The sequence below is a fragment of the Microbispora sp. H10670 genome (assembly GCF_014161385.1).
In the GTDB taxonomy this organism is placed as follows: Bacteria; Actinomycetota; Actinomycetes; order Streptosporangiales; family Streptosporangiaceae; genus Microbispora; species Microbispora triticiradicis.
Map to the genome: position 1 here is coordinate 120,603 of NZ_JABBWW010000020.1, position 13,913 is coordinate 134,515.

Here is a 13,913-nt window from a genome sequence, read left to right on the forward strand (position 1 = left end):
CACGGCGAAGATCGGTTGCCAGGCGATCAGCGGATCAGCGAACCGGATGATCGTGGGGGAGGGGACGCGCGGCCTCGGCGCGCAGACCGTCGAGGAAGAACGCCAGGAAGCGGCGCCACGTGTCCGGAGCGGTCTCCATCGACTCCCGGATGACCTGGGACATCGCCCAGACCAGGGTCACCAGGTCCCCAGCCTCGAAATCGGCGCGCAGGCGGCCCGCGGCCCTGGCCCGCTCGATGATGCGCTCGACGTCGAGGAAGCCGCGGTGGCACGCCTGGCTCATGTCCGTCGCCAACGAGAAGCTTTGCGTCAGGGCGTCGTTGAGGCCGTGGTCCTCGGCCTGCAGGGTGAACAGCCCTTCGAGGAAACCGGCGAAGCCCGCCCAGGGGTCGGGGTCGGCCAGGGCCGCCGCGGCGATCTCGTCGAGGGCGGCCATCCGCTGGGGGAGGATCGCGCCGAGCAGCGCCTCCCGGGTCGGGAAGTGGTTGTAGAGGGTCCCGATGCTGACGCCGGCACGGCGGGCGATGTGCTCCAGCGGAGCGTCGAGTCCGCGCTCGGCGAGGACCTGGGTGGCCGCGACCAGCAGTTTGTCGCGGTTGCGCGCGGCATCCGACCGCAGCGGTTTCGATCCGGCTGCCATGCCTCCCATCATACGAACATGAGGGCTGCCTCAAGTTTGTGGTAGCGTCCCGAACAAGTTGAGAAGACCCTCAACTTTTCTCGCCTGGAAAGGTGCCTCATGCCTGCAGCAGCGCGCAAGACCGTCGTCGTCCTCGGTGCCGGGCCCGGGCTCGGCATGTCCATAGCGCATCGGTTCGGGCGCGAGGGATACGCCGTGGCGCTGATCTCCCGGACGGACGCCCGGCACCCCGGATATCTGGCCGCCCTGGCCGAAGCGGGGATCGAGGCGGCGTCCTTCGCCGCCGACGTACGCGACCGCGACCGGCTCCTGTCCGCACTGGACGCGATCACCGAACGGTTCGGCACGATCGACGTGCTCTACTACGGCCCGGGAGCCGCTGACCTGGACGCCCCACGCCGGCCGATCACCCAGACGACCTCCGACGACGCCAGAGAGGCGATGAACATCCTGTATCCGGCCGTCGACGCGGTCGGCGCCGTACTGCCCGGCATGGTCGAGAGAGGGGAGGGCGGGCTGCTGTTCGCCGGCGGGCTGAGCGCCGTCATGCCGATGCCCGCGCTCGGCGACCTGGCGCTGTCGGCGGCGGCGCTGCGCAACTACGCCCTGACCCTCAACGCCGCGCTGGCGGGGGAGGGCGTGTACGCCGGGAGCCTGATCATCGGGGGACTGGTCGAACGGGGCGACATCTATCGGCTGGTGACCTCCCAGCCCGAGCGCTTCGGCGATGTGGGGAGCAGGTCCCTCGACCCGGACATGATCGCCGACACCGCCTGGGACCTCTACGCCAAGCGCGACCGCCCCGAGGCGACCTTCAGCGCCTTCCAGTAGGGCGGGGCGTTCTGGGGAGCTGCCAGGCGGTGCAGGTGATGGCCGAGGGCGGTTCGGCGGCGCGGCCGGGCAGGGCGGCCTGGAACCCCGACGTCAGGGAACGGGCGGGATCCGGATGATCCGGTCGGGCGGGAACGGCGTCCACGTGCCGTTTCCGGGGTTCGTCCCCGCGCCGTCGTGGTTGCTCGTCGTCACCCAGAGCCAGCCGTCCGGGCCGACGGCCACCGTGCGCAGGCGGCCGTACGTTCCCTGCAGCGCGGCCACAGGCGTGCCCGATCCGCCGGTCGCCGGCACCGCCCACAACCGCGTTCCGCTCCGCCGGCCGCCGCGCCTTCCAAGGCGGTTTCTTATACCCAACAGAATCCACCTTCTGTCCGGTATATGACGATTTGCGGCTTTCTGGAGAGAAGGGGTGACGGGGAGGCGAGGTGCGGGTTCGCCAATGGACGGGGCCCGGCGCGGGGCGAGGCGACGCTGTCCGGTGATTTCCGCCGGTCCCGTGGAGGGTCGAAGCCGGTGACGCCTCGGATCGGCGTCCGAGGGCGGAAATGCCGGCCAAGTGCCGTGGCCTGATCCGGCGTGATCATGGCGCGAGGCCGGCATGTCCACGACATTGGGCCGCGTAGTTCTCGCCCGATGTCGTGACGCATCACAGACGACGGTGAGACTCGTCGTGCCGGGTTCGGTGTTCCCGTTTGTGGCGAGTGTCGGCGTTCGCCTGACGTCGTGGAGACGGTGAACGGATGCGGCTGGCGCAACCGGCCCAATCAACCCCTTCCCGCACCGATGGTTCGTTGCTCGATAATGAACATTATGTCAAGTAATCGAGATCGGGCCGTCCCCCGAGAGGGACGACGACGATCAGGCGGCTCCCCTTGCCCGGCGCCGCCGGCGCGAGTCCGGCCTTCATGTCGGCTCCGAATCGACCATCTCTGCCTCCTTACCAGATGCGGAGCGATCCGAAGGCGCTTACAACACCATCCGCCTACGATCGATGTATGGATTGGGATGCCATAGGCGCCATTGCATCGATCGTTGGTATTCCCGTTGCGGTGGTCGCCGGTTTCATCCAGTTGCGCATCGAATCACCACGAAAACGTACCGAAAAAGCTGCCGCCGCCCCTGCCGAAAGAGATCACTCGGCTCATGTGGCGGAGCCTCCGGCGGCTTCGATCCACCCGCCCTTGGGCCGCCTGCCGTCGCACGTGCACGGACGCGCGGAAATCCTGGACCGACTGGGCCGCGCCATAACGCCGGGGTCCGGAAGAATCCAGGTGATCGTGGGATTGGGAGGTGTCGGAAAGACGACACTGGCTCTGAAGCTCGCCGAGGACTCGCGAAATCGGTTCTCAGCGGTCTGGTGGGTGAACGGTGCGGATCGCGTGACCTTCATGACCTCCATGCTGGGCATCGCGCAGCACGAGCTGAACGTGCCGGAACCGGCCGTTCGCGAGGCCATGTCCGGTCGCAGGAACGCCGCGGATCTCTTCTGGAACGCGATCGAGCGGACGCCGGTCGACGGCGGCCGTCTGCTGATAATCGACAATGCCGACGATCCCCAGTCGGTGCTGACCATGGCCGGAGACCAGGTCGCGGACGGGACCGGCTGGATTCGGGTCAGCCGGGACTGCTTCGTCGTCGTGACGTCCCGGGACAGGGCACCGGCAACATGGGGGCGACTGTGCGAGCTGCACCTTCTCGGTCCGCTCTCCCCCGATGCCGCCGCCGACCTTCTCATGGACCTCGTCCCAGGAGACGACGATCGTGCCGCCGCGCTGGCGGTGGGACATCGCCTGTTCGGACTGCCGCTGGCGCTGCACCTGGCCGGCATCCACATCAGCGCGAAGAGCAGCCGGCACCAGACCTTCAGCGCGTACCTCGACGCCTTGTACGGCGACTTCGCGTCCACAGTGCGCGAACAGCCCGTCACGCCGGTGCGGCAGGGGGCGAGCGACCGTCACATGATCACGCGCACGTGGGAGCTGTCCCTGAGTACCCTCGCTGACCAGGGGATCGAGCATGCCCGGGCGGCAGCGGGGACGCTGGCCGAGCTCGCCGGCGGTCAGGTGGTGCCGATGGAGATGCTCCGCGCGGAGCTCCCCGCCAGGGGCAGGCGAGGCTCGAGGACGCCTGCCATAGATGCCGCCGCGCTGGAAGGCCTGGACAGGACGGGGCTCGTCGACTGGTCCTCCCCTTCCGAACCCCGGGGCATCAGGATGCACGATCTGGTCGCGACGACCATACGCCGGCAGACCCCTGCGCCCCGGCGACGGAGCAGGTCTTCCTGGAACACGGCTCTGCACATGCTCACTGCGGCGGCCGAGGCGCTGGACTTCCGCCTCCCCGGCCACTGGCCCGTCTGGCGCCTGTTGGTCGCCCATTTCGAGGCGCTCCTCAGCACCTCGGCCACGCAACCGAAACGCGACCAACGGCGACTGCTCGAACTGGCGCCGCGGTTGGTCGCGATGCTGCGGCTGAGCAACGCCTGGCAGGAGGCCGAACGTTTGGGCGAGGTGGCCATCGCCGCCGCCGGCAAACTTGAGCGGAGCGGGGCCATCGTGGTCGGCGTGCAGCACAACCTGGCCACCATCTTGCAGTGCCGCGGCCTGTATCGGGAATCGGAGCACCTGCTCCGCGACGTCCTGCGCAAACGCGAGAAGATTCTCGGAAGGCACCATAGAGAGACCGCCCACACGAGAGGCAACCTGGCCATCGTCCTCTCCCTGCAAGGGCGCCACGGCGAAGCTCTGTCCATCATGAAGAGGGATTTCCGTGAGCGCACGAGACTTCTGGGTCCGGAACATCCCGACACCTTGCGCGCGGGCCTCAATCTGGCCGACATCTTGCGCGAAAGCGGAGACCTGGACGCGGCCGAATTGCTCATGCGTAGGACCTTGGTGGCGCAGGAACGCACCCTCGGCAGCACATATCCGGACACCTTGATCAGTCGCCACAACCTGGCGCGTCTCCTGCACGTACGCGGCGACTTCGCCGCTGCCGCCGACGCGTACCGCGACGTCCAGGGACCGTTGGAAGAAGTGCTCGGCGTGAGTCACGAGGTGACGCTGGGCAACCTGCATCACTGGGGCGTGCTGCTCTTCGATCAGGGACAGCAGGCCGCAGCGGTGCACCTGCTCGAACAGGTGCTGGACAGCCGGAGGCAGGCGTTGGGACCTGACCATCCCGACACCCAGGAGACGGCGGAGGCTCTGCTCGCGGCGAACGACCTGCCTCCCTGTGGAGACTCGGCTGGATCCCGGTGATCGAGCCGGGCCCGGGCCGGTCGCCCGCGGTGGGCCGCCTTCTCCCCCGGCTCGCGTGCGGAGCCGGGGCGCGGGTGACAGGGCTGTGCCGTCCCGGCCGTACGGGAAAGGTGGTGCGTGGTGACGGCCGGGACGGTGACTGGGTCGAAGCGCCGGGTCAGCCGGTGGTGTCGGGCAGGCAGAGGGTGACGGCCTCGGGCACCACCTTGACCGTGATGCGCTTGACCCGGTCGCGCGCTCCCCCATCGAGTTCGTACGCCATGGGGGTCTGCAGCTTGACCGACACCTTCCTGGCGCGGGTGATGCGGACGAAGGGCGATTTCTCGGCGTTGCCGGCGCTCATCCGGCCGAGCGTGCGCGCCCACTGGATGGGCCCTTCGGCCGTGGAGACGCCGACCTCCAGCCAGCCGTCGTCGTAGCGGGCGTCCTCGAAGACGTCGATGCCCCCGGTGACGGTGCCGACGTTGCCGACGAGCACGCAGCTGGCGTCGCCCTCGAACCAGTCGTTGCCGTCGACCTTGACCTTCATCGGGGTCACGGAGCCGCCGACGTGCCGCAGGCCGGTCCAGATGTAGGCGAGGCGGCCGAGGCGGTCCTTGAGGCCCCGGTCGGCGTCGGCGATCATCTCGGCGTCCAGGCCGACGCCCGCCATGACCGCGAAGTGCTCGCCGTTGATCTTGCCGAGGTCGAGCCTGGCGCGGCGGCCCTCGAAGCCGATCCGTACGGCCTCGGCCAGGTCCTCGGGGATTTCGAGGTTGCGGGCCAGCAGGTTGGCGGTCCCGGCGGGAACGATGGCGACGGCGGCGTCGCTGCCGGCCAGGGCGTCGACGCAGCGTTGCACGGTGCCGTCGCCGCCCCAGACGAAGAACAGCTCGGCGCCTTCCTTGAGCGCCTGGCGGACCTTCTTGGGGGCCTTCTTGCTCTTGGGGACCTCGTACCACAGCAGGTCCTCGACCTCGTAGCCCGTGATGAGCTTGCGCAGTTCGTCGAGGCCGCCGCCGATGGTCTTCTTGCGGTGCGCGATGACCGCGACGCGCGGGGCCTTGGTACGTGAGGCTTTGGTATCGAGGTCCTTGGTCGCGGGGGCCTCGGTTGCGGGGGCCTCGGTTGCGGGGGCCTCGGTGCGGGCGGCGCCCGGCTGCTCGGCGCGGGAGGTGTCTGTGCGGCGCGCCACGGTTCGGGGGGCGGCGGGCGCGGGGGCGGCCGGGTCCGGCGCGGCGACCGCGCCCGCGGGCTGCCGATCAGCGGATTTCACCATGGGTCCACGGCTACCCAGCCGGGGACCGATTAGGCCTCGGGCAGGGTGTAGTCGAGGGTGTAGTGGTGGCCGTTCTCGACGCGGATGGTGCCCTCCCCTGTGAGGCCGGTCAGTTCGCCGGTGCCGGTCGCGGGGACGATCTGCCACTTCATCCACTGTTCGCCGTTGTGGCTGGCGGCGCTGTGCTGCAGGACGAAGGTGCCCTTGCGTCCGTGCAGGGTGCCCTCGACGTGCTCGACGCCGACGTAGGCGGCTGGGCCGTCGGGGGTGACGACGGTCAGGATCTCGGTGGTGCTGGTGCCGGTGAGGTCGCCCTGGAAGGTCTTGGTGAGGCGGTTGCGGCCGAACGTGGCGCCCTGCTTCTCCTCGGTGGCCAGGTCGTTCCAGCTGGTGACGTCGAATGTGCCGGTGGCGTGCGCGTGCATGGGACCAGGGTGGCGGTTGTTCCTGTCATCTTCTGTCAGGTACGCGGCGAGTTCCTGGGGTGGCTTTCCGAGATGACTTTTCAGTGAGGAGTCGGAGAAAGTTCGACGAATGCGGTCAAGGCTCCCGCTTTACCGCCGGGCATGACGGATGATCGGAGACATGCCTACTCCCCCAGTGGCCGCGCCGTCCGCCGCAGACCGGTCCGTCCAGGGCCGCTCCGCGGGATGCTGACCTCCCCCTTCCCCGCGCGGGAAGGCCGCAGGGTCGCGTACCGGGTGTTCGGGTCGGTCGCGACCGCGCCGCGGCGGGCCCGCGCGTTCGTACGGTGCCAGCTGCGGGGGTGGCAGCTCGGGCATCTGGCGGACACGGCGGAGCTGGTCGTCTCGGAGCTGGTGACGAACGCGGTGCGGGCGACGGACGCCGTGGTGAGCCCGCCCGTGGCGTCGTCGATGTTCCCGGTCGCGCTGCGTACGGTGGCGTTGCGGGTGCGGGAGGCTCCCGGGCCGCGCAGTCTGTTCATCGAGGTGTGGGACGGCAGCGAGCACGAGCCGGTACCCGGCGGTGACGCGGGGGGCGAGCCGGGCGAGAGCGGCCGGGGGCTGGTGCTGGTGGGGAGCCTGGCGCGGCGCTGGGGGCACTACACGGCGCCGGACCGGGGGAAGATCGTGTGGTGCGAGCTGGCGATCGCGGCGGCCGATGCGGTGGCCTTCGGCCTGCCGGAGGACACTCCCCCGGCCGTGGTGCGGGGGCCGTCGTCCGGGATGTTCTCGGCGGTCGTGACGGGCCTCGCGTCCGGGGTGTCGTCGGCGCTGGCGCCGGTGGCGGGGTCCGCCGGGGCGCTGCCGCGGCGGGAGCGGCGTCATCCCGTGGGAGTGCTCGCGGACGGCCCGGACGAGGCGACGCTGCTGCGGGTGCTGGAGGGATTGCGCGCCCTCGACGTGTCCGGCCCGGATCACCGCTGAGCGGCGCTGAAATAATGGTTGCCGGGGCGGTCAGGGCACGACGGTGACGGGCCATCGGCCGGCGCGGACCAGGCGGAGCGCGACCGAGCCGATGAAGCGGTGCCCGGCCTGGGTCGAGGCGCCCACGACGACCGCGTCCGCCCTGATCTCGTCGGCGATCTTGGCGAGGGCTCCGGCGGCGTCGCCGTACTCAGTGCGGAAGGTGTAGCCGACGTGGGAGTGGAGGGTCCGGGCGTAGTGCTCCACCTGTTCGCGGAGCTCGGCGGCGACCTGCTCCCCTGCCTCGACGACGGACGCGGAGGCGGTGGGCATCATCGTGCTGATCATGCCGGGGTCGGTCACGTGGACGAGCACGACGTGGGAGCCCTGGCGGCGGGCCAGTCCCCAGGCGTAGGCGGCGGCGCGGAGCGAGGTGTCGGAGCCGTCGATGCCGACGAGGATGACCCGCGGGCCGTCGGTGCCCAGTTCGAACGTGCTCACGCACGTCAGCGTACGACCTGCGCGGAGCACGCGTGCGGGGGCCTGCGTCCCCGCTTGGGAGACCGCCTGGGAGACCGCCTGGGAGACCGCCTGGGAGACGGGGACGGCTCGGGGTGGTGGCGGGGGCGCCGATAACCTGTTGCGGAAATGTCGGGGCCGTTGGTTAGGGTCTCGGATCGTGGCTGACCAACCTCTGATCGTGGCGCGTGGCCTGGTCAAACGCTTCGGAGACTTCACCGCCGTCGACGGGATCGACCTGGAGGTGGCGCCGGGCGAGGCGTTCGGGTTCCTGGGTCCCAACGGGGCCGGGAAGTCCTCGACGATGCGCATGATCGGGTGCGTGTCGGTGCCGACCGCCGGGGAGCTGCGCATCCTGGGGATGGACGCGGTGCGGGACGGGCCGCGGATCCGGGCGCGGCTGGGGGTGTGCCCGCAGCTCGACAACCTCGATCCCGATCTGACGGTGCGGGAGAACCTGGTGACGTACGCCAGGTATTTCGGGTTGTCGCGGGCGGAGAGCCGCAGGCGGGCGGACGAGCTTCTGGAGTTCGTGCAGCTCTCGGATCGCGCGAACGGGAAGGTCGAGCCGCTGTCGGGGGGAATGAAGCGGCGGCTGACCATCGCGCGGGCGATGGTGAACGAGCCCGACCTGGTGCTGCTGGACGAGCCGACGACGGGGCTGGACCCGCAGGCGCGTCATCTGCTGTGGGAGCGGTTGTTCCGGCTGAAGCAGCGGGGCGCGACGCTGGTGCTCACCACGCACTACATGGACGAGGCCGAGCAGTTGTGCGACCGGCTGGTGGTGATGGACGGCGGGAGGATCGTGGCCGAGGGGTCGCCGCGGTCGCTGATCGAGACGTACTCGACCGCGGAGGTGGTGGAGCTGCGTTTCCCCGACGGACTGGAGGGCGTCGCGGGGCACGCCGCCGCGCTTGAGGGGGTCGGCAAGCGGGTGGATCCGCTGCCGGATCGGGTGCTGGTGTACGTGGACGACGGGGACGCGGCGCTTGCGGAGGTGCAGCGGCGCGGGCTGGAGCCGTCCAGCGTGCTGGTGCGGAGGTCGACGCTGGAGGATGTGTTCCTTCACCTGACGGGCCGGACGCTGGTCGACTGAGATGGCGCTCACGCGGTCCGTTCATCCGACCTTCGCGGTGCTGGAGCGGCACCTGACCCTGTATCGGCGGCTGTGGCAGGCGTCGGTGTTCTCGTCGTTCGTCATGCCGGTGCTGTTCCTGCTGAGCATCGGCATCGGGGTGGGCGGCTACGTCGGTTCCGTGCAGGGGGTCGACTACCTGTCGTGGATCGTGCCGGGTGTGCTCGCGTCGACGGCCTTCCAGATCGCGGTGGGCGAGTCGACCTACGCGGTGCTCGGGGACTTCAAGTGGGTCCGGGCGTACCACGCGATGCGGGCGACTCCGGTGAACGTGGCGGACATGGTCCGTGGTCACCTGCTCTACCTGGTCTTCCGGGTGACGGTGACGGTGCTGGCGTTCCTGGTCGTGGTGGTGTTCTTCGGGGGGCTGCACTCCCCGTGGGCGCCGGTGACCGTGCTGGTGTGCGCCCTGGTGACGGTGGCCGTGGCGGCGCCGGTGACCGCGTTCGCCGCCTCGATCGATCAGGACAGCTACTTCGCCCTGCTGTTCCGGTTGATCGTGCTGCCGGCGGCGCTGTTCTCGGGAGTGTTCTTCCCGGTGGGGCAGCTCGTGGTGGGGTTTCGGCTGCTGGCGTACGCCTCTCCCCTGTGGCATGCGGTGGAGCTGTGCCGGGCGGCGACGCTGGGGCGGGCTCCGGCCTGGCCGGTCTGGGCGCACGCAGGTTATCTGCTGGTGTGGGCGGTGGTGGGGGTCGTGCTGGCGGTGCGGGCGTTCCGCGGGAGGCTGGAGGACTGATGGTGACGACTCTGGTGGTCTCCCGGCTCTCCCCCGGCCGGGTGGGCGCTGTGATCAACCGCAATGTGGGGGCGCTGCGCTCGGGGCCGTCGTACTGGGTCGTGCTGCTGTCGGGTTTCTTCGAGCCGTTGCTGTATCTGCTGTCGATCGGTGTCGGTGTGGGGGCGCTGATCGGTGAGCTGACGGTGGACGGCCGGACCATGTCGTACGCGTCGTTCGTCGCCCCGGCGATGCTGGCGGTGTCGGCGATGTCGGGCGCGCTGGCCGAGACGACGTTCAACTTTTTCTTCAAGTTGAAGTACATGAAGACGTTCGAGGCGGTGCTGGCGACGCCGGTCCGGCCGGTGGAGGTCGCGGTCGGTGAGCTGGTGTGGGCGATCGTGCGGGGTTCGCTCTACACGGCGATCTTCCTCGTCGTGATGGTCGCGATGGGGCTGACCGAGGCGGGCTGGGCGGTGGCCGCCTTCCCGGCGACGGTGCTGGTGGGGCTGGCCTTCGGCGGGCTGGGGATGGCGGTCAGCACGCTGATGCGCGGCTGGCAGGACTTCGACCTGCTCAGCACGGGTCAGTTCGCCTTGTTCCTGTTCTCCGGGACGTTCTCGCCTGTGCGGGATTATCCCGTCGGTGTGGAGGTGCTGATCCAGGTCACTCCCCTGTATCACGCGGTCGAGCTGGTGCGCGGCCTGTGCATGGGGGTGCCGGGGTGGGGCCTGCTCGGTCACGCCCTGTATCTGGCGGTGCTGGCGGCCGTGGGGGTCTGGTTCGCGTCGCGGCGTCTGGAGCGCACGCTGTGCGCGTGAACAACGGGTCGGGGCCGGGGAACTCCCCCGGACGTCGACGTGGCAGGTGTGCTCCCCGTACGAGGGGTGCCGGTCAGGGGCCGCCTTGGTCGGTGGAGCGGGTGTGCTCGCCGGGATCGAGGGGCGGGGTGGGGCCGGTCATCTGGTCGATGATCTTTTGTAGTGCGCTGTGCAGGTGACGCCGTTCCTCATCGGTGAGGGTCGCCGTCGCGTGTTCGGCTAGCCGCCGTCTCGCTTCGGCTATCGGGCGTTCGGCCGCGCGGGCCCTGGGGGTCAGATGCAGTCGCACGAGGCGGCCGTCGGCGGGGTCACGGCGGCGTACCAGCAGGCCGGCGGCTTCCATCCGGGTCGCGGTGTTGACGACGGTCGGTGTGGTGACCTGAAGGCGGGCGGCCAGCTCCCCCGGTGTGAGGCCGTCGGTCTGCCAGAGGACCTCCAGCACGAGGTTCTGGCCGATCCGTACGCCGTGGCGGCTCATCGCCTCGTCGGCCGCGGCACGCAGCAGCTTCTGGGCTCGCGTGAGCAGCCTCAGCACTTCGGTCACGGGTCGATCCTACGATTTGTTTGCATGCTAACGACTTCGTCGCTACATTGATCGATAGCCTGCTAATGAGATTGGGGGATCGGCGTGATCCTGGTGACGGGGGGTCGGGGGTTCATCGGCGCGCACGTCGTACGAGCCCTGCTCGACCTGGGCGAACGGTGCGTGCTTGGGCAGCGGTCGGCGGGACCGCGGCCCGCCCTGCTGCGAGGGGTGCCGGACGGGCACGCCGTGATGGAGCCGCTCGACTGCGCCGACCCCGGCTGTGTGCTGGCGGTGGGCCGGCGGCACCGCATCACGGGCGTCGTGCACCTCGCCGCCTCGGGGCTGGGGGCGTCGCCGCCGCTGGAGGAGGTTCAGACGAACACCGCGGGGCTGTTCGCCGTGCTGCGTGCCGCGCTGGAGTGGGGCGTGGCCCGCGTCGTGGTCGCCAGCACGATCGGCGTGTACGCCGGGGCCGACGGCCCTTCCTACCGGGAGGGCGCGCCGTTGCCGGTCGCGAGTCCGCATCCGATCCCGGCGAGCAAGAAGATCGCCGAGATCGTGGCCGACGTCGCCGCCTCGTCCGGGCAGGAGGTGGTCAGCGTGCGGATCGGCGCGATCTGGGGTCCGCTGGGCAGGCCGTCCTCTCCCTTCTTCGCCGCGCCCGGTCTCGTCCATGCGGCCGTGCGCGCCGGGGCGAGGTCCGGCGCGGGAGACGCCGGGGCCGTGCGGGGCGGCCTCGCCCCGGCCTCCCCCGCCGGCGCCACTCCTGGAGGCTCGGCGGTTGACGGGGTGCCACCGGTTCACGCCGAGGACTCCGTCGACATGTGCTACGCGCGTGACTGCGGGCGGGCGATCGCGCTGTTGCAGACGACCCCGGCGTTGCGCCACCGCACCTACAACGTGGGCGGCGGCCGGGCCGTCGCCAACCACGAGGTGGCCGCCGCCGTCGACAGGGTCGTACCGGGGGGCGTGCCCGCCCTGCTGCCCGGGCGCTCCCCGGGATCACCCGCCGTCGACGCTCATCTGGATGTCACGCGGTTGCGGGAGGACACCGGATTCGTCCCCGAATACGGTCTGGACCGGGCCGTGGCCGACTACGTGAGCTGGCTGCGGGCCGGTCACCCCCGCTGACGGCACAAACCGGACCAAGCCGGACGGCGGCGGCGCGGCGGTTCCGCACGCGACGCCGCGCCGCAGACGGTGTGGGGCGCGGGAGGCACATGGCCTGATGGTTTTGCTCGGCATGGCCCCGATCCACATTGCATGTCCATGCACTGGGGTGTATATATTCTACTCATGTCCAAGGTCCTCACCTCCCTGCCTGCCGGCGAACGTGTCGGCATCGCCTTCTCCGGTGGTCTCGACACCTCGGTAGCGGTCGCGTGGATGCGCGAGAAGGGCGCGGTGCCCTGCACGTACACCGCCGACGTCGGCCAGTACGACGAGCCCGACATCGCCTCGGTGCCGGGGCGCGCCACCGCGTACGGCGCGGAGGTCGCCCGGCTGGTCGACTGCCGGGCCGCCCTCGTGGAGGAGGGGCTTGCGGCCCTGGCCTGCGGGGCGTTCCACATCCGCTCCGGCGGGCGCACCTACTTCAACACCACTCCGCTCGGGCGGGCGGTCACGGGCACCCTGCTGGTGCGGGCGATGCTCGAAGACGGGGTGCAGATCTGGGGTGACGGGTCCACCTTCAAGGGCAACGACATCGAGCGGTTCTACCGGTACGGCCTGCTCGCCAACCCGTCGCTGCGCATCTACAAGCCCTGGCTGGACGCCGACTTCGTCAACGAGCTCGGCGGCCGCAAGGAGATGTCCGAGTGGCTGGTGGCCCACGGGCTGCCCTACCGCGACAGCGTGGAGAAGGCCTACTCGACCGACGCCAACATCTGGGGCGCGACCCACGAGGCCAAGTCGCTGGAGCACCTGGACACGGGCGTCGAGATCGTCGAGCCCATCATGGGAGTGCGGTTCTGGGACCCGGACGTCGACATCGCTCCCGAGGACGTCACGATCGGCTTCGAGCAGGGGCGGCCGGTGACGATCAACGGCAAGGAGTTCACCTCCGCCGTCGATCTGGTGCTGGAGGCCAACGCCATCGGCGGCCGGCACGGCCTGGGCATGTCCGACCAGATAGAGAACCGGATCATCGAGGCCAAGAGCCGGGGCATCTACGAGGCGCCGGGCATGGCGCTGCTGCACGCGGCGTACGAGCGGCTGGTCAACGCGATCCACAACGAGGACACCCTGGCCAGCTACCACGTCGAGGGGCGGCGGCTGGGCAGGCTGCTGTACGAGGGCCGCTGGCTGGACCCGCAGGGGCTGATGCTGCGTGAGTCGCTGCAGCGCTGGGTCGGGACCGCGATCACCGGCGAGGTGACCCTGCGGCTGCGCCGTGGTGAGGACTACTCCGTCCTGGACACCTCCGGGCCGGCCTTCAGCTACCACCCGGACAAGCTGTCCATGGAGCGCACCGAGGACTCCGCGTTCGGCCCGGTCGACCGCATCGGCCAGCTGACCATGCGCAACCTGGACATCGCCGACTCGCGGGCGAAGCTGGAGCAGTACGCCAGGGTCGGGATGGTGGGCACCCCGCACCCGATGCTGACCGGCGCCACCCTCGTGGCCTCGACCGAGCTGATCGGTGCGATGCCGGAGGGCGGGGCCGAGGTCATCGCCTCGCGCGGCGAGGTCTCGGCCGACGAGGAACTGCTCGACCACGCCGCCATGGAGGCCGGCACCGACTGACCCTTCTCCGTCCCTGTCGCCCTCCCACTCCGCCCGGCCCTGGTGACAGCGCCGGGCGGGGTGAGGGCGATGATTACGGGGGGTTACGGAGGA

At 70.2% G+C, this 13,913-nt stretch carries 14 protein-coding genes; 8 read left to right on the forward strand and 6 right to left on the reverse strand.

All coding sequences use genetic code 11. From position 1 onward, the window contains the following. Positions 1-34: 34 nt before the first annotated feature. Positions 35-640, reverse strand: a complete 606-nt coding sequence (locus tag HHX33_RS25320; protein ID WP_182876795.1) for a TetR/AcrR family transcriptional regulator — start codon at positions 638-640, stop codon at positions 35-37. Between the two features lie 99 nt (positions 641-739). On the opposite strand from HHX33_RS25320, the gene HHX33_RS25325 reads away from it, so the two are divergent. Further along, entirely contained in the window at positions 740-1,471 is a 732-nt protein-coding gene (locus HHX33_RS25325) for an SDR family NAD(P)-dependent oxidoreductase (RefSeq protein WP_182876796.1), read from the forward strand. 93 nt (positions 1,472-1,564) lie between these two features. Here the strand turns inward: HHX33_RS25325 and HHX33_RS25330 are convergent, their stop codons facing one another. After that, positions 1,565-1,765, reverse strand: a complete 201-nt coding sequence (locus HHX33_RS25330) for a PQQ-dependent sugar dehydrogenase (protein WP_220502175.1) — start codon at positions 1,763-1,765, stop codon at positions 1,565-1,567. 704 nt (positions 1,766-2,469) lie between these two features. On the opposite strand from HHX33_RS25330, the gene HHX33_RS25335 reads away from it, so the two are divergent. Beyond that, positions 2,470-4,734 carry a tetratricopeptide repeat protein gene (locus HHX33_RS25335; protein WP_182876797.1) on the forward strand — a complete coding sequence of 755 codons (2,265 nt, stop codon included), beginning with the start codon at positions 2,470-2,472 and terminating at the stop codon, positions 4,732-4,734. Positions 4,735-4,891: 157 nt separating this feature from the next. Here HHX33_RS25335 and HHX33_RS25340 read toward each other — a convergent pair whose 3' ends face one another. Continuing rightward, positions 4,892-5,992, reverse strand: coding sequence for a diacylglycerol/lipid kinase family protein (locus HHX33_RS25340; protein WP_182876798.1), 1,101 nt, complete (start codon positions 5,990-5,992; stop codon positions 4,892-4,894). 29 nt (positions 5,993-6,021) lie between these two features. Then, positions 6,022-6,417, reverse strand: coding sequence for a DUF3224 domain-containing protein (locus HHX33_RS25345; protein WP_138460674.1), 396 nt, complete (start codon positions 6,415-6,417; stop codon positions 6,022-6,024). A gap of 225 nt (positions 6,418-6,642) precedes the next feature. On the opposite strand from HHX33_RS25345, the gene HHX33_RS25350 reads away from it, so the two are divergent. Beyond that, positions 6,643-7,380, forward strand: a complete 738-nt coding sequence (locus HHX33_RS25350; protein ID WP_117409628.1) for an ATP-binding protein — start codon at positions 6,643-6,645, stop codon at positions 7,378-7,380. A gap of 30 nt (positions 7,381-7,410) precedes the next feature. Here the strand turns inward: HHX33_RS25350 and HHX33_RS25355 are convergent, their stop codons facing one another. After that, positions 7,411-7,860: a universal stress protein gene (locus HHX33_RS25355; protein WP_138460676.1), complete on the reverse strand. Its 450-nt coding sequence runs from the start codon at positions 7,858-7,860 to the stop codon at positions 7,411-7,413. Positions 7,861-8,038: 178 nt separating this feature from the next. Between HHX33_RS25355 and HHX33_RS25360 the strand changes: the two genes are divergently transcribed. The 3 genes from HHX33_RS25360 to HHX33_RS25370 are packed head-to-tail and all read left to right on the forward strand — an operon-like array spanning position 8,039 to position 10,549. Then, positions 8,039-8,974 (forward strand): ABC transporter ATP-binding protein, encoded by a 936-nt coding sequence (locus tag HHX33_RS25360; RefSeq protein WP_310738092.1) that lies wholly within the window; start codon positions 8,039-8,041, stop codon positions 8,972-8,974. 1 nt (position 8,975) lies between these two features. Further along, positions 8,976-9,749 (forward strand): ABC transporter permease, encoded by a 774-nt coding sequence (locus HHX33_RS25365; RefSeq protein ID WP_182876799.1) that lies wholly within the window; start codon positions 8,976-8,978, stop codon positions 9,747-9,749. Next, positions 9,749-10,549: an ABC transporter permease gene (locus HHX33_RS25370; RefSeq protein WP_117409625.1), complete on the forward strand. Its 801-nt coding sequence runs from the start codon at positions 9,749-9,751 to the stop codon at positions 10,547-10,549. Before HHX33_RS25365 ends, HHX33_RS25370 begins: the two co-directional genes overlap by 1 nt. Positions 10,550-10,622: 73 nt before the next feature. Here the strand turns inward: HHX33_RS25370 and HHX33_RS25375 are convergent, their stop codons facing one another. After that, positions 10,623-11,093: a MarR family winged helix-turn-helix transcriptional regulator gene (locus HHX33_RS25375; RefSeq protein ID WP_117409624.1), complete on the reverse strand. Its 471-nt coding sequence runs from the start codon at positions 11,091-11,093 to the stop codon at positions 10,623-10,625. A gap of 84 nt (positions 11,094-11,177) precedes the next feature. Between HHX33_RS25375 and HHX33_RS25380 the strand changes: the two genes are divergently transcribed. Continuing rightward, positions 11,178-12,206 (forward strand): NAD-dependent epimerase/dehydratase family protein, encoded by a 1,029-nt coding sequence (locus HHX33_RS25380; protein ID WP_182876800.1) that lies wholly within the window; start codon positions 11,178-11,180, stop codon positions 12,204-12,206. Positions 12,207-12,371: 165 nt separating this feature from the next. Further along, entirely contained in the window at positions 12,372-13,820 is a 1,449-nt protein-coding gene (argG, locus tag HHX33_RS25385; RefSeq protein WP_117409622.1) for an argininosuccinate synthase, read from the forward strand. The last annotated feature ends 93 nt before the right edge of the window (positions 13,821-13,913 follow it).